At 45.2% G+C, this 18400-nt stretch carries 17 protein-coding genes; 7 read left to right on the forward strand and 10 right to left on the reverse strand.

The features are described 5' to 3' along the window. Window position 1: 1 nt before the first annotated feature. The gene (locus Q365_RS0106110; protein WP_028022510.1) at window positions 2-469 is read right to left on the reverse strand and encodes a (2Fe-2S)-binding protein; all 468 of its coding nucleotides are present in this window, start codon (window positions 467-469) and stop codon (window positions 2-4) included. 261 nt (window positions 470-730) lie between these two features. On the opposite strand from Q365_RS0106110, the gene Q365_RS0106115 reads away from it, so the two are divergent. After that, a complete protein-coding gene (locus Q365_RS0106115; RefSeq protein ID WP_028022511.1) occupies window positions 731-1618 on the forward strand; it encodes an AraC family transcriptional regulator in 888 nt (295 codons plus the stop codon). 100 nt (window positions 1619-1718) lie between these two features. Here the strand turns inward: Q365_RS0106115 and Q365_RS0106120 are convergent, their stop codons facing one another. After that, window positions 1719-2270 (reverse strand): hypothetical protein, encoded by a 552-nt coding sequence (locus Q365_RS0106120; RefSeq protein WP_245621505.1) that lies wholly within the window; start codon window positions 2268-2270, stop codon window positions 1719-1721. A gap of 208 nt (window positions 2271-2478) precedes the next feature. Between Q365_RS0106120 and Q365_RS0106125 the strand changes: the two genes are divergently transcribed. The 3 genes from Q365_RS0106125 (at window position 2479) to Q365_RS0106135 (ending at window position 7237) form a co-directional block, all read left to right on the forward strand. Beyond that, window positions 2479-3939, forward strand: coding sequence for a cobyric acid synthase (locus tag Q365_RS0106125; RefSeq protein ID WP_028022513.1), 1461 nt, complete (start codon window positions 2479-2481; stop codon window positions 3937-3939). Window positions 3940-4137: 198 nt separating this feature from the next. Beyond that, the gene (gene aroG / locus Q365_RS0106130; protein ID WP_028022514.1) at window positions 4138-5193 is read left to right on the forward strand and encodes a 3-deoxy-7-phosphoheptulonate synthase AroG; all 1056 of its coding nucleotides are present in this window, start codon (window positions 4138-4140) and stop codon (window positions 5191-5193) included. Window positions 5194-5821: 628 nt separating this feature from the next. Then, complete coding sequence (locus Q365_RS0106135; protein WP_245621506.1) at window positions 5822-7237, forward strand: MFS transporter; 1416 nt, start codon at window positions 5822-5824, stop codon at window positions 7235-7237. 133 nt (window positions 7238-7370) lie between these two features. Here the strand turns inward: Q365_RS0106135 and Q365_RS0106140 are convergent, their stop codons facing one another. From Q365_RS0106140 to folM, 5 genes are all read right to left on the reverse strand, one after another. Further along, on the reverse strand, window positions 7371-8504 hold the full coding sequence (locus Q365_RS0106140) for an amidohydrolase (protein ID WP_028022516.1): 1134 nt from the start codon (window positions 8502-8504) through the stop codon (window positions 7371-7373). A gap of 213 nt (window positions 8505-8717) precedes the next feature. After that, window positions 8718-9287 carry a YceI family protein gene (locus tag Q365_RS0106145; RefSeq protein WP_028022517.1) on the reverse strand — a complete coding sequence of 190 codons (570 nt, stop codon included), beginning with the start codon at window positions 9285-9287 and terminating at the stop codon, window positions 8718-8720. Next, window positions 9284-9823: a cytochrome b gene (locus tag Q365_RS0106150; RefSeq protein ID WP_028022518.1), complete on the reverse strand. Its 540-nt coding sequence runs from the start codon at window positions 9821-9823 to the stop codon at window positions 9284-9286. The genes Q365_RS0106145 and Q365_RS0106150 overlap by 4 nt, the downstream gene beginning before the upstream one ends. Window positions 9824-9963: 140 nt before the next feature. Continuing rightward, window positions 9964-10326 (reverse strand): dihydroneopterin triphosphate 2'-epimerase, encoded by a 363-nt coding sequence (gene folX / locus Q365_RS0106155; RefSeq protein WP_028022519.1) that lies wholly within the window; start codon window positions 10324-10326, stop codon window positions 9964-9966. Between the two features lie 18 nt (window positions 10327-10344). Beyond that, window positions 10345-11058 carry a dihydromonapterin reductase gene (gene folM / locus Q365_RS0106160; protein ID WP_028022520.1) on the reverse strand — a complete coding sequence of 238 codons (714 nt, stop codon included), beginning with the start codon at window positions 11056-11058 and terminating at the stop codon, window positions 10345-10347. Window positions 11059-11187: 129 nt separating this feature from the next. Between folM and Q365_RS0106165 the strand changes: the two genes are divergently transcribed. Next, on the forward strand, window positions 11188-11895 hold the full coding sequence (locus Q365_RS0106165) for an SDR family NAD(P)-dependent oxidoreductase (protein WP_028022521.1): 708 nt from the start codon (window positions 11188-11190) through the stop codon (window positions 11893-11895). A gap of 41 nt (window positions 11896-11936) precedes the next feature. Here Q365_RS0106165 and Q365_RS0106170 read toward each other — a convergent pair whose 3' ends face one another. Together Q365_RS0106170 and Q365_RS0106175 are read right to left on the reverse strand one after the other, a co-directional pair. After that, window positions 11937-12461: a C40 family peptidase gene (locus Q365_RS0106170; protein WP_028022522.1), complete on the reverse strand. Its 525-nt coding sequence runs from the start codon at window positions 12459-12461 to the stop codon at window positions 11937-11939. A gap of 132 nt (window positions 12462-12593) precedes the next feature. Further along, window positions 12594-13460: a LysR substrate-binding domain-containing protein gene (locus Q365_RS0106175; protein WP_028022523.1), complete on the reverse strand. Its 867-nt coding sequence runs from the start codon at window positions 13458-13460 to the stop codon at window positions 12594-12596. A gap of 120 nt (window positions 13461-13580) precedes the next feature. On the opposite strand from Q365_RS0106175, the gene Q365_RS0106180 reads away from it, so the two are divergent. Continuing rightward, the gene (locus Q365_RS0106180; RefSeq protein ID WP_028022524.1) at window positions 13581-13829 is read left to right on the forward strand and encodes a hypothetical protein; all 249 of its coding nucleotides are present in this window, start codon (window positions 13581-13583) and stop codon (window positions 13827-13829) included. Window positions 13830-14475: 646 nt separating this feature from the next. Here Q365_RS0106180 and Q365_RS0106185 read toward each other — a convergent pair. After that, window positions 14476-16482 carry an exoribonuclease II gene (locus tag Q365_RS0106185; protein ID WP_028022525.1) on the reverse strand — a complete coding sequence of 669 codons (2007 nt, stop codon included), beginning with the start codon at window positions 16480-16482 and terminating at the stop codon, window positions 14476-14478. A gap of 173 nt (window positions 16483-16655) precedes the next feature. Between Q365_RS0106185 and Q365_RS0106190 the strand changes: the two genes are divergently transcribed. Beyond that, window positions 16656-18341, forward strand: a complete 1686-nt coding sequence (locus Q365_RS0106190) for a GGDEF domain-containing protein (RefSeq protein WP_245621507.1) — start codon at window positions 16656-16658, stop codon at window positions 18339-18341. Window positions 18342-18400: the final 59 nt, after the last annotated feature.

Consider the following 18400-nt stretch of genomic DNA (forward strand, 5'->3'; position numbering starts at 1 on the left):
GTTATGCGCCCTCTTTTAGTTCGCTAGCAGCATCTTTGATGGCTTGGCGAATACGAACATAGGTAGCACAGCGGCAAATATTGCCAGACATGGCGGCATCGATATCGGCATCTGTTGGAGAGCTGTTGTTGGTTATCAGGGCGCTTGCCGCCATGATCTGACCAGATTGACAGTAGCCACACTGAGGAACTTCAAGTTTTTCCCACGCGGTTTTTATGAGGGATGCTGCTTGCGAATCGACACCTTCAATTGTCGTAATACGCTGTCCGACAACGGCCGAAACAGGGGTGACGCACGAACGTATTGGCTGCCCCGCCAAATGCACGGTGCATGAACCGCACTGAGCAAGGCCGCAACCAAACTTAGTACCAGTCATTTTTAAATTGTCGCGGATAGCCCACAATAGCGGAGTCTCGGCGGGTACGTCTAATAGGTAATCTTGTCCGTTGATATTGACGGAAAAGGCCATGGTGATCTCCTTCCATAGTTCGGCTCTGTCTGACATAGCTCATTATCGACATTGGCTCTATAGCGGCATTCGTAAAAACCCAAATGCCACCATTTGTAAAAAGCACGAGTACTAACCATGGCGAATATTTGTTCAACTCGTTATCGAAATTTTCTCTATTCCTTGCCTAAAACTACGGAATATCAGTTTGGTTTCACTTTAGTTGCTCATTCAGTGTCATAATTCTACGAAATGTTGGACTGAGATAGGGATGAATGACATATGCAATTTGAGTCGTTTTTGGCTGATAAAGTGGCTGCGAAAATCAAAAGTGAAGGCTGCCAATGCACGAAAATAGACGGCATGAATTTGTTTCTATGCTCCTCGAATGTGTCGGTCATCCCCATCGTTTTGCAGCCGACGATTTGCTTTGTGCTGAGGGGGCAGAAGCGTGTTGTCACGGGTAAAACGTCCTACACATACAATGCTCACAGCTATCTGATTAACTCGGTGACCAGGCCCGTTGAAGCGACATTGTCTGATGTGAGTAAAGACAAGCCTTATGTCGGGCTCAGTCTTGCTATCGATCAGCACTTAGTGGGTCAGTTGATGATGGAGATGGCACCTTGGCAAGAAGAGTCGAATGAAGAACAACAAATGACGCTGACGCATTCGACGAATCTAACCGACCCGATTGCGGATGTGATTCGGCGCTTGGTGGATACACTTGATAACCCAATGGATGAAGAAATACTGGCAGGATCGCTGAAGCGAGAACTGTATTACCACGTTTTAAAGGGCCCGTGTGGAGGGTTGCTAAGAAACAGTGTGAGCAATCATGCTGGCGCGAATCGCATTGCTCGCGTCGTTCATTACCTAGAGCAGCATTTCGAGCGTAATATTGATATCGAAGAAATTACTCGCGTTGCGGGCATGAGTTCATCCACCTTGCATGAACATTTTCGTAAAGTCACATCGGTATCACCTATGCAGTATGTGAAGTCATTACGACTGCATAAAGCCCGATCGATGCTTTCATCGGGGCTTCAAGTGGCTGAAGTATCCTACGGGGTTGGTTACAGTAGTCCGTCTCAATTTAGTCGAGAATTTAAGCGCTATTTTGGGTTTACACCGAGTGAAGCTCGTTCTTTAATCGGTTCGCTTGGTTAACTGGAACATGGATTGCGTGCTACGAATCCACAAAAAACGGCAAGTCGAAACTTGCCGCTTTTGGTGTAAATGAAGGGTGTTGTTGGATAGTCTTTCAGTACTAAAACTCGAAACGAACGTTAAAGTAAAATTGCTCTTTGTATAGACCATTGGCACGGTAACTTGCCCCGATGGATAGCATGTCGGTGGAGTGGAAACGCCCACCCAATTCAACAACACTTCGTGTGTCGTCGGAGTCAAAAGCAACCTGTCCTACCAGTACGTTTGCTTCAATCTGCGGCAGGATCCAAGCCCTCACACCAACATTGACACCGTAAGCAAGCTCGCCAAAATCATGTTTGTCGTCTTCAGGGAACTTCACTGAGTAAACGCGAGCATCTCCGTGAACATCAACAAATCCATTAATAGGCGCATGAAAACCCGCTCCGCCGGAAGCAATCCAGTCTCCTTCAAATTGGCTACTACCGCTCACCACAAAATGTGCGCCGTCCATAAAAACTAACTTGCCCGTTGCGCCCAAGCCAGAAGGGTTACCTGTGAAGCCAATTTCTAAATTGGTGTAGTTGAAATTGGTAGCCATAGAGGATGCAGAGAACGCACCCATTAAAGCGAATACCCATTGGATGACGCGTAACTTAAATAATCGTTTCACAGCATTCCTTGCCTTGTCTGAACTTGTAACAATGTATTAAGTGTATGAGTTACTGACGTAAACCTTTAGCAGGGAGGTCCATAATTTTGACCACTATGGCAAACAATTTCTTAGCAACTGGTTGCGTTGGCATTTTTTTGCAAACAGTGTGGTATCTTTGCACGCTTCATCAGTGCTTTAGATTCAAAAAATAGAATTAGGTCTTCTCATGCTTTCAACTTCTCGCGCTCTCATGGTGCAAGGTACAACGTCTGACGCTGGAAAAAGCGTGCTTGTCGCAGGGCTTGGTCGCGTACTTGCTCGCCGTGGTATTCATGTTGCTCCGTTTAAATCTCAAAACATGGCGTTGAACAGTGCAGTCACGGCTGATGGGGGAGAGATTGGCCGAGCACAAGCCTTTCAAGCATTTGCCTGCGGCGTTGAACCAACCGTGCATATGAACCCCATTTTGCTTAAGCCTAACTCAGACTGCGGTGCGCAAATCATTGTTCAAGGCAAAGCGACGCAGTCCATGAACGCGATTGGATTTCAATCATACAAGCAGTTTGCAATGACCCCAGTTATGGAGTCTTTCGCCATTCTTCAAAGGCAGTTCGACTGCGTGTTGATTGAGGGAGCAGGAAGCCCCGCAGAGGTAAATTTGCGTGAGAACGACATTGCGAACATGGGCTTTGCAGAAGAAGCTGACGTTCCCGTGATCATTGTTGCCGATATTGATAGAGGGGGTGTCTTTGCGCACTTAATGGGCACCTTGGACTGCTTGTCTCAGTCAGAACGAGATCGTGTTATTGGTTTTGTGATCAATCGCTTTCGGGGTGATATCTCTTTGTTAGAGCCGGGTCTTGATTGGCTCGAAGAGAAAACAGGAAAACCCGTGATTGGTGTTGTTCCGTATCTTCAGGGGCTGATGTTGGATGCCGAAGATGCTATTGATGTTTCTCAGACTCAGTTAGCAGACGGTGACGTGCTTAACATCGTTGTTCCCGTTGTACCGCGAATCAGCAATCATACGGACTTTGACGCCCTAAGAATTCATCCTCAAGTGAACTTGCAGTTTGCAGCGCCGGGTAAACCGCTACCGCCTTGTGACCTCATTATTCTGCCAGGTAGCAAAAGCGTTATTTCTGATTTGGAATCGATTCGCGATTATGGCTGGGATCAACAAATCGCTAAACACCTTCGTTATGGCGGCAAAGTGATGGGGATTTGTGGCGGCTATCAAATGCTTGGTAATGTCATAGAAGACCCTCATGAGATTGAGGGGCCGATGCTCAAAACCGATGGCCTTGGTTATTTGGATACACATACGGTGATTGAGCGTGAGAAGGTACTGACTCGAACAGAAGGCACACTGACACTCTGTGGCGAGCAAGCAAAAGTAACCGGCTATGAGATTCACATGGGCGTGACTTCGTCAAATGGTGAGCCGCTGATTTCGTCAGAAAATGGGTTGGATGGCCAAATTAACGCAGATAACAACGTATTGGGTACCTACTGGCATGGCGTTTTTGATTCCCCCGAAGCGTGTTCGCTATTGCTCTCATGGGCGGGTTTGGGTGAAGTGGAAGAAATAAGCTTAGAAGCTGAAAGAGAGCGTAGTATCAATGTATTAGCTGACGCATTGGAAGCATCGTTAGATCTCAACAAGCTTTGGCCTGCCGACTTTTGAACGAAAAATCATTATTCTAATAGCACATATTTTTCGATGGTCAATATATTGATGCAATAAAAATTATAAAATATCTGTAAAAATAGGTTTGCACTCTGTTCGGAATGGCGATAAGTTATCACTCATTATGTAGGGAAACACATTGTTCAACTTCAAGTATGAACAATGCTTAGCGAGCAGCAAGGTGAAAGAATGAGCATTTATCAAACAGACGACGTACGCATTAGCAACATCAAAGAACTCTTGCCACCTGTGGCAGTGTTGGAGAAGTTTCCGGCCACTGAAAAAGCGTCTGAGACAGTGTTTAATGCTCGTCAGGCAATCCACAATATTCTCAATGACAATGATGACCGACTGCTGGTTATCATTGGTCCGTGTTCTATCCATGACCCAGAAGCTGCTGTGGAATATGGTAAGAAACTAAAAGCACTGCGTGAACTTCATGCTGATAAGCTTGAAATTGTTATGCGTGTATATTTCGAAAAACCACGCACCACTGTCGGCTGGAAAGGCTTAATCAACGACCCGTACATGGATAACAGTTTCCAGCTTAACGACGGTTTAAGAATTGGTCGTAAACTGCTCCTTGATATCACCGACATGGGTCTGCCGACTGCTGGTGAGTTCCTTGATATGATTACGCCACAGTACATGGGTGATCTTATCAGCTGGGGTGCGATTGGTGCTCGTACTACCGAGTCACAGGTTCACCGTGAACTGTCTTCTGGTCTGTCATGCCCTGTAGGTTTCAAAAACGGCACGGATGGCAACATCAAGATCGCTACAGATGCGATTCGTTCGGCTGAATCACCGCACCATTTCTTGTCTGTAACTAAATACGGTCACTCTGCCATTGTAGAAACGGCGGGTAATGAAGATTGCCATATCATTCTTCGTGGCGGTAAAGAGCCAAACTACTCGGCTGAACATGTTTCAGCGATCACGGCTCAGCTAGATGCGGCGAAACTGCGTAATAAGCTAATGATCGACTTTAGTCATGCGAACAGCAGCAAAGATTTCAAACGTCAGGTTGTTGTTGCGGATGATGTAGCAAATCAAGTTGCTGGTGGAAACGATGCAATCTTTGGTGTGATGATTGAAAGCCATTTGGTCGAAGGTCGTCAGGATCTTGTTGATGGCAAAGCGCCTGTTTATGGACAGAGTATCACCGATGCTTGTATTGGTTGGGATGACACTGAGCAAGTGCTTCAACGTTTGGCGGATGCAGTCAACGAGCGTCGCGCAGCTAAATAAGCGTTAATCAGACACGCCAATTTCGCGAGAAACTAAAATCCAAAGCCAGAAGGTGAATTTCACCTTCTGGCTTTCTTGATCTTTACGTGCGACCTGTGCAGTTTAGATGACTTACTTAAAAGCGTATTGCACTCACCAAAGTGGTGCACGACAGTATGCAACCCGCACCATTTTCAATATTTAAAGAAAGCGCTTTCGTTACATTCGCGTAACAACGTTAGGGTATTGAGTATTTGATGCGAAAAATTAAGTCATTGATTTATATTATCAATATTGAATACGTCAGATGCGCTATATCGCTATGAATTACGAGTCATTATTGAGACTTGTTACATCAATATCCATTTTACTGTCTGCTTTATCACTTATGCGTAAAATACTGCATTTTCATGTCAGTTTAGTTGATAGTTCTGTGACAGGTGGTTAAAGCATGCTTTATACAGTAAATGTTGTGATTTTCATTTTCCACCACAAAAGAAAGCGCTTTCAAAGTAATTAAATGTGGTCAACTCTTCTTTGATACCAGTTTGATGTGACGCGCAACACCTAGTTAGTATTGCGATACCAAATTCACAAACGGTTAACAAGAAGAGCGATGTCACAGATAGAAGCTACAGAAAATCACACTATGGAAGCGAAAAAAAGCGTGCCTACGACTCAAAAGGGTGCATACGGTTCGGGTACACTAGTACTCAACTTATTGCCCGGTGCATTAGGTGTGTTCTCGTTCTTCCTGATTACCGCATTTGGTATCGACCCATTCTTGGCAGGTTTACTGGGTGGTTTACCAAGACTTTTTGATGCCCTGACTGACCCAATTATGGGTTTTATTACGGACAATACGAAATCACGTTGGGGACGAAGAAGACCTTACATTGTTGTTGGTGCCATTCTTAGTGGCGTATTTTTCGCCTTACTCTGGCAACTCGATCCTGAAGCATCTCAAGCGTACAACTTTTGGTATTTCCTCATTTTCTCGCTGATCTTCACTATCGGTAACACCATGTTTGCTACGCCGTTTGTGGCACTAGGTTATGAAATGACCTCGGATTACAACGAGCGTACGCGCTTGATGGCGTTTGCTCAAACAATGGGGCAAATTGCGTGGATGATTGTTCCTTGGTTCTGGGTACTTATTGCTGACCCTGATCTCTTCCCTACACAAGCGGACGGCGTGCGTGAACTGTCACTTTATGTTGCAGGTGCATGTATCGTTCTCGGTATTTTGCCGGGCTTGTTTTGTAAGGGTATTGATGACAGCAAGATGGAGAACCGAGCTGAAATCTCTTTCGCTACGCTTTGGACTAACTTGATTTCTGTATTTTCCGGCATCAAGAAAGTATTCAAAAATCGCCCATTCGTAAAACTCTGTGGCGCAACTTTCCTTGTTTTCAATGGCTTCCAGCTTGTTGCTTCGTTTAGTTTCTTCATCATCGTTTTCCACATGTTCGATGGTGACTACGGAGCAACGGGCAGCTGGCCAGCGTGGTTTGCGACAGTGAGTGCAATGACCACAGCATTTTTGGTCATTCCAATCATTAGCTACATGGCGAGAAAATTCGGTAAGCGAAATGCATTTATCATTTCAACCTTGATCTCCATTGTTGGTTACGGCCTGAAATGGTTCAGCTTCGACCCGTCTAATCCTTGGCTAATTTTCATGCCGATTCCTTTGATGTCATTCGGTATTGGTGGTTTGTTTACACTCATGATGAGCATGACTGCTGACGTTTGTGATATGGATGAACTGGATAACGGCATGCCACGTCGCGAAGGGACATTCGGTGCTATCTATTGGTTGATGGTAAAACTCGGTCAAGCACTGGCGCTTATCCTCGGTGGTCTTGTGATTAAGATGGTGGGCTTTGACCCAGGTGCCGCTAGTCAATCAGCTGAGACGTTGATTCAATTGCGCCTTGCAGACATTCTGATCCCTGCGACGACAGCAGCACTCGCCGTTCTTGTAATGTGGAATTATGATTTGTCTGAAGAAAAAGCACGCGCCATTAAAGCCAAGCTTGTTGAATTGCGCGGTGAGCTATAGCTGAGATTCGCTATCATGATCTCGTACTGACGAAAACAATTTAAGCGATGACAATAATGAAAAGGATGAGCTTGGCTCATCCTTTTTGTTTTCCGGGTGCTTGGAATGGCTGATATAGAGAACCCGCGTTAAATCAGCCTTGGGCTCTAAGCCCGTTCATGTCTTTAATGATTTGTTCAAACAGCTTGCTGGAGATATCTATCAAGGTATCGGGGAAGTCGTAATGAGGATCGTGAAGAGGTGGATGTTCAGCACCGCTGCCAATGCCAAAAAAAGCGGAAGGCCACACCTTCGAATATTCTGAAAAATCCTCTGACCATCGCATGGGTTCTTCAAGATTGATGAAATCGAACCCTAGGTCCTTACATGCTTGTTTGAGTAGCATGTTGGCTTCACTGTGGTTAATGGTCGCACTGAATGAATCAACCCAAGTTATGTCCAGTTTCAAGCCGTCACGGTTCGCGTAATATTGCGCTCGCTCTTTCACGTGGTCACAAAGGGATGCAAAACTCTTATTGCTGTCGCTTCTCAGGGTTGCCATTAACTCGCCAGTTTCCGGTGTCGTACCAAACGCAGGTTTACCTAGATTGATGTGAACGATGGTCGACATGGTTAACCCATTCGTAATGGTTGAAGGAAAGGTTTCGATATCAATCATCAGTTGTCGAATGGCACGTGCAGGGTTAATTGCCGTTTCTGGATAAGCCGCATGCGCTGTGGTTCCGGTAAACTTGATAGAAACACCGGTTGAGGCGCAAGAAAAGGTGTTATCTCGACAGAGGATTTGCCCTAGAGCGAAGCCAGGAACGTTATGATAGCCGAAGGCATAATCAATCGAGCCTTGTGACCAATTGTCATCAGCAAGCATTGAGCGTGCGCCTTCGCCATTTTCTTCTGACGGTTGAAAGAGTAAGGTGACTGAACCCCGTTGCAACTGTTGTTCAGAAAGCCGATGCGCCAACCCCATTAAGCTCGCAGAGTGGCCATCGTGACCACAAGCATGCATCACACCAATGCGTTGTGAACCATGCTCATGCTTTGCGCGTTCATTGATAGGAAGCCCATCCATATCGGCCCGAAACAAAAGGTGAGGGCCTGTCTGATCACTTTCAATCTTAACAATAACCCCATGACCTCCAACGCCTTCTATAGGCTCATAGCCAAATGAACGTAACGTTCGCGCAATCACTTCTTTCGTTTCTTTTTCTTCACCAGACAATTCTGGCATTTTGTGTAAATGGTGCCGAAACAGAATTGGGTTGAACATTGCTCCACCAAGCTCACAGAAATCAGCCCCACACTCTACGCTCAGACATGAGCTAAATATGTGATCTAGATCGACTATAAAGTGTGATCAGATCAGAGTTGTTTTTCGACAAATCTGAGTCTACTGAAGCAAGGATTCTGCAAAATGCAAAAAGGGCAGGCGTTAGCCTGCCCTTTATCTATAGGGGGAATAATGCGTTAAGAAATGCCGATGTTATTGACGGATGCCTTCGACATGCAATTCCAAGTCAACATAGCTTGAAGCACCCACGACAGCGATGCCATAGTCTTTAAGCGCTAAGCGCGTTGAACCTTCGAAACCAGCACGGTAACCACCCCATGGGTCGCTGCCTTCACCAATGAAGTTGGCTTGAATTGCAATTGGATTAGTCTTGCCATGCAAAGTCAGGTCACCGTTGACGGTGAGCGTACCATCGCCGTTTTCTTCGACTGATGTGCTTTTAAAAGTAGCGGTGGAATACTTTGAAGCATTGATGAAATCATCGCTGCGCAGGTGTTTGTCGCGCTCCGCGTGATTAGAATCAAGACTAGTTGTATCGATGTTTACGACGATATTGGAAGCCGTAACATTGCTTGGATCGTAGGAAAAGTTACCACCGAAATCGTTAAAACGACCCTTGATGAAGCTGTAACCGAGATGTGGCACTTTGAAGTTGATTGATGCATGAGCGCCATTTGTATCGATGACATAGTCATCAGCCAAGGCTGCGGTAGAGAATACAGTTGCTACACCAAGCCCTAGAGCAATAAGCGTCTTTTTCATTGTGATTTGCCTCCAATCATTTTCCGTAACGTATTATCTTTATCAATAAAGTGGTGCTTAAGTGCAGCGGCGGCATGCAAAATCACCAAGCCAATTAGCCCATAAGCGGCGTAGTAATGAATGTTCCCTGCGATATCAGATTGATCGGGAAATAGCTCCCCGAATGATGGCACAGAAAACCAGTCAAAAACCTCAATGGGACGCCCATCAGAAGTGGAAATTAAATAACCTGAAGTAAAGATCACGAGCAATAGCACGTAGATGATGTTGTGCGCTGCATGCGCGGCGATCTTTTCAAATCGGTTGCCTTGTATGCTTGGTGTTCCTTTGACTGAACGCCAAACAAGACGAAATATCGTTAGAGCGGCAAGACAAATACCAACAGATTTATGCCAGTGAGGTGCTGTTTTGTACCAGGTGCTGTAGTAGGTCAAATCGACCATCCACCAACCTGCTGCAAACAACCCAATGACAGTCAGAGCACTTAGCCAGTGTATTAAGCGCAAAGTAAGGCCGTACTGCTCACTTCTTTCCATTTCCGTTACGTGTCCATATGATTAGTGTTAATGAGAATTATAATCAACTAATCGAAAAGGTTAAGACGCTAACCCTGAACGACTTGTTCGAAAAATTAGAAGAAACTATTGGTCAACAGAGAATTGGTGCAAGGGAGAAGCTATTCTTCTTGCTGCCAGCTCAGACTAAGCGAGACCGAATCTGCAAACCTTAAAGCATGGGGCTTGTCTATGGTCACGCGTGCAAATGTCACCCAATGATGGCTCTTGGCGATGTCTAGTACGCTAGAAACCAGTTTCTCTAGCAATAGGAAACGCCCATTTTCGACGTGGTCGATAATCGCTTTGGTGATCACTTTGTAATTGAGCGCCTCATCGACCACATCACTGGAACATGCTTTGTCGCCAGGGTAGTGAATTTCAAGATTGAGTACGACATCTTGCTTCTTTTCTTGTTCATCGGGATTAAAGCCGATGTAAGTGCGAAGGCGAAGATTGGTGATTGTGATAATCGCATTTTGCATAGCTGTCATTCCGTTTTGTTATTTTAGTGCTCGACCACCGTCAAGATTGACGCTTTGGCCAGTCATGTAATTGCTGTTCAAAATGAAGTCTACTGCATTCACCACCTCAACTTCTCCAGGTGCCAGTTTCATCAAAGACTTCGACAGCGCTTTCTGTTTGTATTCTTCGTTGTCATCATCGTTAAACATAATCAACGCGGGCGCGATGCTGTTCACTTTGGTTTGTGGGGCAAGTTTTTGCGCAAAAGACAGCGTTAAATTCTCCAATGCTGCTTTGCTTGCCGCGTAGGCTATGTGCTTTGCGCTGCCTTTTCTTACAACATAATCAGTAAAGTGGATGATGTCACTGCCTGCCTGATTATTTGCGCACATAAATGGCGCAAGGGCCTGATTAAGCAGATAGGGCGCTTTAACATGTACTTGCATCATTTGGTCTAAAAGGGCTGCATAATCATCCGTGTTTTTTTCAGCATTCCAATCGGAAGCATTATGGATAAGCGCTCGGATAGAAATATTTTTTTCGGCCAACGTGCGGGCAAACTGGTGGATTCCTCCATCAGAACCAAAATCTGCTTGAATACACTCAACACCACATTTTCTTAGTGTCTCTACACCAGGTTTGTCTGTTCGATAAGACACAATCACTTTGCTGCCACTCTCGGCAAAGTGTCTGGCAAGAGCGAAACCAATTCTTTGTCCGGCGCCGGTGATCACTATGGTGTTTTGAGTCATATATAACTAGTCCGAGGTAAGCACATTTCTGTTTGCCGAACACAGTACGAATAAGCGAACAAAAAGATCAGTGAATGGTTTGTTAATCAATAATTACATGATTTTAGCAGAATACACTTAGGGAATAAGATGCAGAAGACGGTATTGGTGGCTGGCTCACACGGTGGGATTGGAAAGGCTTTAGTTGACGCGTTTTCATCTAAAGGATGCGAGGTGATAACGATCAGTCGTAGGCAGTCGAACGACAGCCCAAATCACTTGTGTGTTGATATGAGCGATCCACAAAATATTGATGTTATTCGCGAATGGATTAAGCCTCATATGCCTGAAGTTATGGGCATTGTTAACTGCGCTGGTGTGCTTCATAGCGATCACTACAAGCCGGAAAAGAATCTGGGCCAAGTGACCGATGAATGGCTAGAAAAATCGATGATGGGGAATGTATTACCTCATCTTCACCTTGCACAAGCAGTAGGGCCATTGCTCACGTCACAATCATGCCTGAAATGGATCTCTCTGAGTGCAAAAGTCGGCAGTATTGAAGACAACAACTTGGGAGGGTGGTACAGCTATCGTATGACCAAAGCGGCTCTCAATATGTTGATCAAAACCCTATCGATTGAATGGCAACGCCGCGCGAAAAACTGTGTCGTTGTTGCTATGCATCCCGGAACCACACCGAGTTCACTGTCAGATCCATTCACCACTAATTGGCCAAAGGAAAAGCTGTACACGCCGTCAGTCACAGCCAATCGAATACTTACGCAATTTGAAACGATGGATGCGAGCCATTCAGGCCATCTTTTCCACCATGACGGGTCAGTGATTCCTTGGTAGAAATAATGCCTTCGACGGGTCGACGTAGGTCTTAGGAAAATCTAAGGTAAGTAATTTCGAATTTGCCAAATTCTGGCAGACCAGTAGGGGTTATCAAGCGTTGAGATAATCACACCTTTTGAGGATGAAGCGTGCATGAACTGCTTGTCACCGATATATATGCCAACGTGGTAACGCCTTGAGCCAGTTTTGAAAAAGATGAGATCACCAAACGAGGCTGATTTGAGAGACGTTTTATTTCCTTGGGTGACTTGCTGTCTTGTTGTTCGTGGCAACGAGTGTTGAAAAACAGCCTGATAGGCTTGCTGGGTAAACGCAGAGCAATCAATGCCCCTTTTCGTAGCGCCACCCCAGCGATACGGTGTTCCTTGCCACTCTTCAAAATATTGAATGAGAGCGAGATCCAATGGTTTTTCTGGGTCAACCATAGGCGCTAATGAGTTGGGTCTATTGGTGTTGTAATAGGCGTTAGTTGTTGTAGAAGCATTCTCGGATTGCGTAGATTCACAACCAATGAGCAGCATACAGGTGAGTGCAATGGCATTTGAAGTAATCAGTTTGCGCATTTCTAGGTAAAACACCTGCTATTGGTCGATATTCTGAGTCTAAATATGCACATCGTGCTGAGCAATAGCTATTGTTCAGCGGTGTTTGATATTTCTCACGAATAAGGCAATAAGACACTGCATCAACGTCAATTAAGCCGCATTTTGATTGCGTCGGATATACCACTCAGTGATGTAATCAGCCAAAGCAAGCACCGCGGGCTCACTCGCGCCAGGTTTTAGACTTAATCCACTGGCAATCGATGTTTCCAAAGAATGTCCGTTTAGCGACTCCAACAGATCCATGCTTTCAGTGACTGAACATGCTGCAATAAGCGAAACGGCCATGCCTGATTCGATGGCTGCATTCAAACCGTGAAAATCTGCAGCAGATAACACCACCTGATAGGGTACGCCAGCGCGGTCCAGAATGTCCATGGCAAGTCGTCCCCAGCGGCAATCCACTTCAACGGCTAATGGTAAAGGGCGATCTTTGCAAAACGTCACATGCTTGGCTTTAGCCCAAACTAACTGCTCCGTAAATAACTGCGTCGCGGGGTAGCTTTGGTCATGAATATTGATAAGAGCCAAATCTAGGCGTCCATCGCGTACTTGTTTGAGTAAACGTTGGCTGCTGTTGCTTTGAACAGATAGCTGAAGGTTAGGGTAACGCTCAGAAAATCCGGTAAGAATGCGTCGAAAGACGAGGTTTACATAATCATCACATACCCCGAGTTTCACCGTGCCATTCATTTCAGGGCTGTGAAAATGTGCCATCGCTTCATCATTCAACACGAGCATTTGCCGAGCATAACTCACCAACGTCATTCCGTGGGAGGTAAGGACATGACGTCGGCCTTGTTTTTGAAAAAGCGCTACGCCAGAGACTTCCTCCAGCTTTTTCATTTGCATGCTGACTGCGGATTGCGTTCTGTGAACGCTATTGGCCGCTGCTGCGAAGTTACCGCAGTCGACGATAGCAACCAAGGTTCTGAGTTGGTCGATGTCAAAATTCGTCATACTTCAGCTCCGTTGAAGTGTTTTGTTAAAAAGATTGGCTTTTCTAAACAATTAAATTGTTTAATTATTGAACTGTCAAGTCGGGAGGCGAATTAAAACAAGACCACGAGGAGAATCATCATGAAGAGTAAAGCAGCAAGATCAGCGTGTGTGCAGCAAACCATTAAGCATTCTCACGCAAAGACAAATCTAAAAGGCGGCTTCATTGCTAATGTGATTCATCGTGCGTGGTCTGAATGGCGCAGGTATCAACTGATCAGTGAGCTTGAGCACAAGCGAAACGATGAGCATTTCTTGTTAGATGTTGGGCTCACTCGCGCTCAAGTTGACCACAAAATTAGACAGCTAAGGCGCCAAAAAACTTTTTAACGAACAGATTTACCGAAACGAGTCCTTTGGCAGTATGCATCGCATATCCAACCGTGTCTTTTAATGAAGATGCGGTTTTTTTTTGCTTTAGATCTCGTGAAAGCGAGTTTGGCATTGGTCTCATCAATGAGGCAGCTTGAATGGGTTTGTGTCTTTAATATGTTTGTCATCCAACTGTGGTGTGATGTTGTTCGTGATTGAGGCGAATTCACACAGATAAATTGTGAAACTAATTGGACATGAAATTGGATAATTCTAATTTCAGGGTCTAAGATTTATATAACATGATGAGTAACAACGTGATTTAGACATCTAATAGTGTTGTTGTTTATCTGGAAGACTTGAATAAAAACGAGGTTTGCATAGAGCAAACTGGTTTGGACATTAAACAATTATCAGGATTTGGTTTGGCCGCCGACAACCTAGTAATTGGTCCAATTTTTGGCGTTACTGCATAGCTGGACTTTACTTTGCGAAAGCAATGAAAAGTCAAATAGTAACCTGACCCGGCTCCATGGACCGGGTTTTTTATTGCCCAAAATTTGTGAGTTGGCCGGAAACTTGGGTATAGACAATGCAACATGCGTCAGACAAAAAAAAAGCCAGACGAGGTCTGGCTTTTGCGGTTTTTTACGACGCTGAGTGATTATTCGCTTTTAGCGACAACTTTTTCGTCAGTCTCGTTCTTCTCTGCGATCACCGCAAATTCTTTTGTCGGCTTGCCAACAATTGAACGCGTTGCTTCTTTGATGTCAGTGATAATCACTTCAATTTGATCGCCAAGTTGGAATTCCTTGTTGCCATCAACAGATAAGGTTCCAGCCTCTGCATTGCATTCAACGCGTTTTTTGTTTTCGCAAACCAAAGAGCCAGGAATGAACGTCATTGCACCGTTTTCCAGTAAACGAACACGCATGCCAGCACGGTTGATATCGAAAATTTCCGCAAGGAAGGTTTTCTTCTCACGTACGCTGTCTTTCAACAAGCGTACGTACAACCAATCAGAGACATCACGTTCAGCCATACGGTGGTGCTTACGATGCAGCGCAAGCTCGTCACCGATCATGTCGTCGGGCGTTTGTGCCGCTGTTTCGCCACGAACGATAGCTTTTAGTAAGCGATGGTTAATCATGTCGCCATACTTACGGATAGGTGATGTCCACGTCGCATAGACATCTAGGCCCATTGCGAAATGTGGCAATGGTGCATTACCTACTTCACTGTATGACTGGAATTTGCGAATACGGTTATCAAGATAACTCGTTTCTTGAGTGTTCAACCAACGACGCAGGGCACTGAACCCTTCGATAGTTTCGAGGTTTTCGGCAGAAACATCACCACCATGCTGGTTAATTAGCTCAACCACATCGGCCATTTTTTCCGGTGAAAAACCTGCGTGCGTGTTAAACACACCAAAGCCGAAATGTTCACGAAGGGTGCGACCAGCACAAATGTTTGCAGTGATCATCGCTTCTTCGACCATGCGGTTTGCAATACGTCGAGCATCGACATGAATTGCAACAACATCATTGTCCTCACTCAGCTCGAAACGGTAGTCCGGGCGATCTGGGAAGGTAACAGCATGGGTTTCGCGCCAGTTAACACGTGCTTTTGCAAGGCTGTGAAGAGCAGACACTTGTTCTGCAATCACCTCATTAGGCTGCCAGTTGTCACTGTGACCATTTTCAATCCAATCTGACACGTTGTCGTATGCCAAACGGGCTTGAGACTTAATCGTGGCAGAAAAGAAGCTTGCGTCTTCAGTGATGGTGCCATCTGCTTGCACGGTCACTCGGCAGCAAAGGGCAGGGCGCACTTCTTCTTCACGCAGAGAACACAAATCGTCACTCAACTCACGTGGCAACATTGGAATGTTACGGCCTGGCAAGTAGATCGTGTAGCCACGATCACGCGCCTGCTTGTCTAACTGCGTGCTTTCGGCCACATAAGCAGTTGGGTCGGCAATGGCGATAGTTAGCGTAAATGTTCCATCGGCATTCGCGACGGTGTAAAGCGCGTCATCCATATCTTTCGTGGATGCATTATCGATGGTGATGAAAGGCAATTGAGTGAGATCTTCGCGAACCAAAGACTCATCCAGCATTTCCCAATGGTCTTGAGGTGCTGGCTCTTGATTTGGCAGATTGTGTTTTGCCAGCGTTACCCACCAAGGTGCGATTTTGTCGTTTGCATCGGTGATCTTTTCGCTGATTTCACAGAAAAAGCCGTTCTCACCGTTCAGTGGGTGGCGAATCAAGGTCGCAACAACCCAATCGCCTTCAGATAGCGCGTCGTGGCTCAACCCTTTGCGAGTTTTTGCGCGAATAGCGTCTTTAAGCTGTGGGCTGTCAGGCACGACATTCAATTTGTCGCGGATCATTTTTACACGACCAATGAATCGTGTAATAGATTGCTCTAATAACTCATCCGGCTCAGCCAGTTCTTTCTCTTTTTCGGTGCGGATCAGAGCTACGACCTTGTCACCATGCATGACTTTTTTCATGTAGATAGGGGGTATGAAGTAGCTAGTTTTACTGTCTACTTCAAGAAAGCCAAAGCCTTTTTCAGTCGCTTTTATCGTACCTTCTTTTTTAGGAATGGTTTCTTTAATCTGTTGTTTTAGTTGTGCAAGTAACGGGTTGTCTTGAAACATTAGCCTGATCTCAAAATGTGAACCGCCACACTATACGTATTCGTGCCGCTAAAACCAAGGTGTGTAATCTAACAATTTGTTGATAAAGACAGGCTAAATATTCGTGTTTACTCCCAAAGTTGATGTAACGGGAATGCGAAATCTAATGCCGATGACAGAATGACTCTCAAGGAATGAAGCAAACGAGTAAGCGCATGGAAAGTGCTGAGTTAGAAAGTCCGATTGCAGCCCCGATCATAGATGACACGTTAGAAGCATGGTGCGAAGGAGTTTTCCATCGCTTAAGTGTTGAAAATGATGCCAAGAATTCGGCGTTATTTTTGTGGGTTAATAGTGAATTAGTTCTTGCTGCGAGCCAAACGCAGCATGTTTTCAATTTCTATTCTCAATTTAAACCCAGTGAAGAATATAGCGGTTATGCCATTGACTGGGCTTTCCTCGCGAGCAAACATCTTGACGATTTCTCATTTGTTTCCGAGTTGCCCTTCAATGCGGGTTGGCAACAAGATAATGTCATGTGGGAACATGCTGTTATCCCGCTGAGTAAAAGTGGTTCATTGCTTGGCTATGTCTTGGTTGAAGTCGCAACGCCCGATAAAATGCGACGACTTCGTTCCGAGAGTTTCGATTGGCTGCGTCGAGATGCCGCGTTTCAGTTGAAATGTAAGTTATTGGCACATCAACTTGCTCAAGTACGACTGTCGAAACATCAAAACGAATTAGATCTGGCTCTTAATAACCAAACCTTGTCGTCTCAATTGACGTATTTGAAAAGCCTTCACGAAATATCTCTTCGTTTTACTAAAGCCACGTCTATTCATTCGTTATGCCGTATCGCCATTGAGCTAGGGCGAGACCGTCTCCAAATTGATCGTATGGGCATTTTTCTTTGTGATCTAGAAAAGGACAAAATGTGGGGAACGTGGGGAACCGATCCACATGGCAACGTGGTTGACCGCAGCGATTTTTGTCAGCAAATGCCAAACACATTATTTATGGAAGAGGCTTTCACGACAAAGAATCAACTCATCGTAAAAGAGAATGTCCCTTTGTATTTTGGCCGAGAACAAGTGGGTATCGGTTGGAACGTCATGATGGTGATGTGGAACGGTGATGAATGTATAGGGTGGCTAGCTGCCGACAACTTGATCTATCGCTCGGTATTGGATGAGCCTAAGAAAGAGTCGATTAAATTGCTGGCGGCGTCAGTCTGTCAGAAAATCACCAAACTGCGTGAAACTGAACTGAGTAATCAGCGTTTCGGTGAACTTGAAAAATTGAACATGCGTCAAGGACACGAGTTGGCGCAATTGAGACTTAAGCTTGATAGTGTTAACCGACAAGGCGCTTGGTCTAACACCATTGATCCTGTCACTGACCTCCCTAATGAAAAATACTTGGCGTTGAGTCTCCCACAGATTGTCTCTGATTCTCGCAAGCAAAAAGGCGCATTGGCCGCCATATCCATTGAGGTAGATTTCTTCCGTGGCTATAAAAAGCTATACGGTGAACATGAGGCGTCGAATTTACTACGTTCAATCGCAATATTGATTGAAGAAAGCACCGACGGTTACTCATTTCATTTGTGCGCAACGACAGCAACGGGTGAATTCCTGATTTTGGTGCAATACGAAAACGAAGTTCACCTGCGTGAAATGAGTGAAGCCTTGGTTAATTCGATGTACCACCGCAATGTACGCAATCGCGCATCTGCTATTTATCAACGTGTCACCTTGAGTGTGGGTGTGGTGTTGGGAGGGATTTCTTTGTTCAATCGAGCAAGTCACTTGCTAAAAAATGCAGAAAAACAACGTTTGATGGCTCGGAAACTCGGGCGAAATCGAATTTGTGTGGATTAAGATAAATAGACAAAGCGTGAATGGAAGCCCAATTTAACGACAATTTGCTAGCGAATTAG

It is taken from the genome of Enterovibrio calviensis DSM 14347, assembly GCF_000621165.1.
Taxonomy (GTDB): Bacteria; Pseudomonadota; Gammaproteobacteria; order Enterobacterales; family Vibrionaceae; genus Enterovibrio; species Enterovibrio calviensis.

Excerpts from the sequence above, each read along its gene's own strand:
- Q365_RS0106150 (WP_028022518.1), bottom strand. The coding sequence starts at position 9,823 with ATGGAAAGAAGTGAGCAGTACGGCCTTACTTTGCGCTTAATACACTGG.
- Q365_RS0106170 (WP_028022522.1), bottom strand. The coding sequence starts at position 12,461 with ATGCGCAAACTGATTACTTCAAATGCCATTGCACTCACCTGTATGCTG.
- Q365_RS0106115 (WP_028022511.1), top strand. The coding sequence starts at position 731 with ATGCAATTTGAGTCGTTTTTGGCTGATAAAGTGGCTGCGAAAATCAAA.
- Q365_RS0106145 (WP_028022517.1), bottom strand. The coding sequence starts at position 9,287 with ATGAAAAAGACGCTTATTGCTCTAGGGCTTGGTGTAGCAACTGTATTC.
- Q365_RS0106190 (WP_245621507.1), top strand. The coding sequence starts at position 16,656 with ATGAAGCAAACGAGTAAGCGCATGGAAAGTGCTGAGTTAGAAAGTCCG.
- Q365_RS0106180 (WP_028022524.1), top strand. The coding sequence starts at position 13,581 with ATGAAGAGTAAAGCAGCAAGATCAGCGTGTGTGCAGCAAACCATTAAG.
- Q365_RS0106110 (WP_028022510.1), bottom strand. The coding sequence starts at position 469 with ATGGCCTTTTCCGTCAATATCAACGGACAAGATTACCTATTAGACGTA.
- folM (WP_028022520.1), bottom strand. The coding sequence starts at position 11,058 with ATGACTCAAAACACCATAGTGATCACCGGCGCCGGACAAAGAATTGGT.
- Q365_RS0106125 (WP_028022513.1), top strand. The coding sequence starts at position 2,479 with ATGCTTTCAACTTCTCGCGCTCTCATGGTGCAAGGTACAACGTCTGAC.
- Q365_RS0106135 (WP_245621506.1), top strand. The coding sequence starts at position 5,822 with ATGGAAGCGAAAAAAAGCGTGCCTACGACTCAAAAGGGTGCATACGGT.
- Q365_RS0106165 (WP_028022521.1), top strand. The coding sequence starts at position 11,188 with ATGCAGAAGACGGTATTGGTGGCTGGCTCACACGGTGGGATTGGAAAG.
- Q365_RS0106185 (WP_028022525.1), bottom strand. The coding sequence starts at position 16,482 with ATGTTTCAAGACAACCCGTTACTTGCACAACTAAAACAACAGATTAAA.
- Q365_RS0106140 (WP_028022516.1), bottom strand. The coding sequence starts at position 8,504 with ATGTTCAACCCAATTCTGTTTCGGCACCATTTACACAAAATGCCAGAA.
- folX (WP_028022519.1), bottom strand. The coding sequence starts at position 10,326 with ATGCAAAATGCGATTATCACAATCACCAATCTTCGCCTTCGCACTTAC.
- Q365_RS0106175 (WP_028022523.1), bottom strand. The coding sequence starts at position 13,460 with ATGACGAATTTTGACATCGACCAACTCAGAACCTTGGTTGCTATCGTC.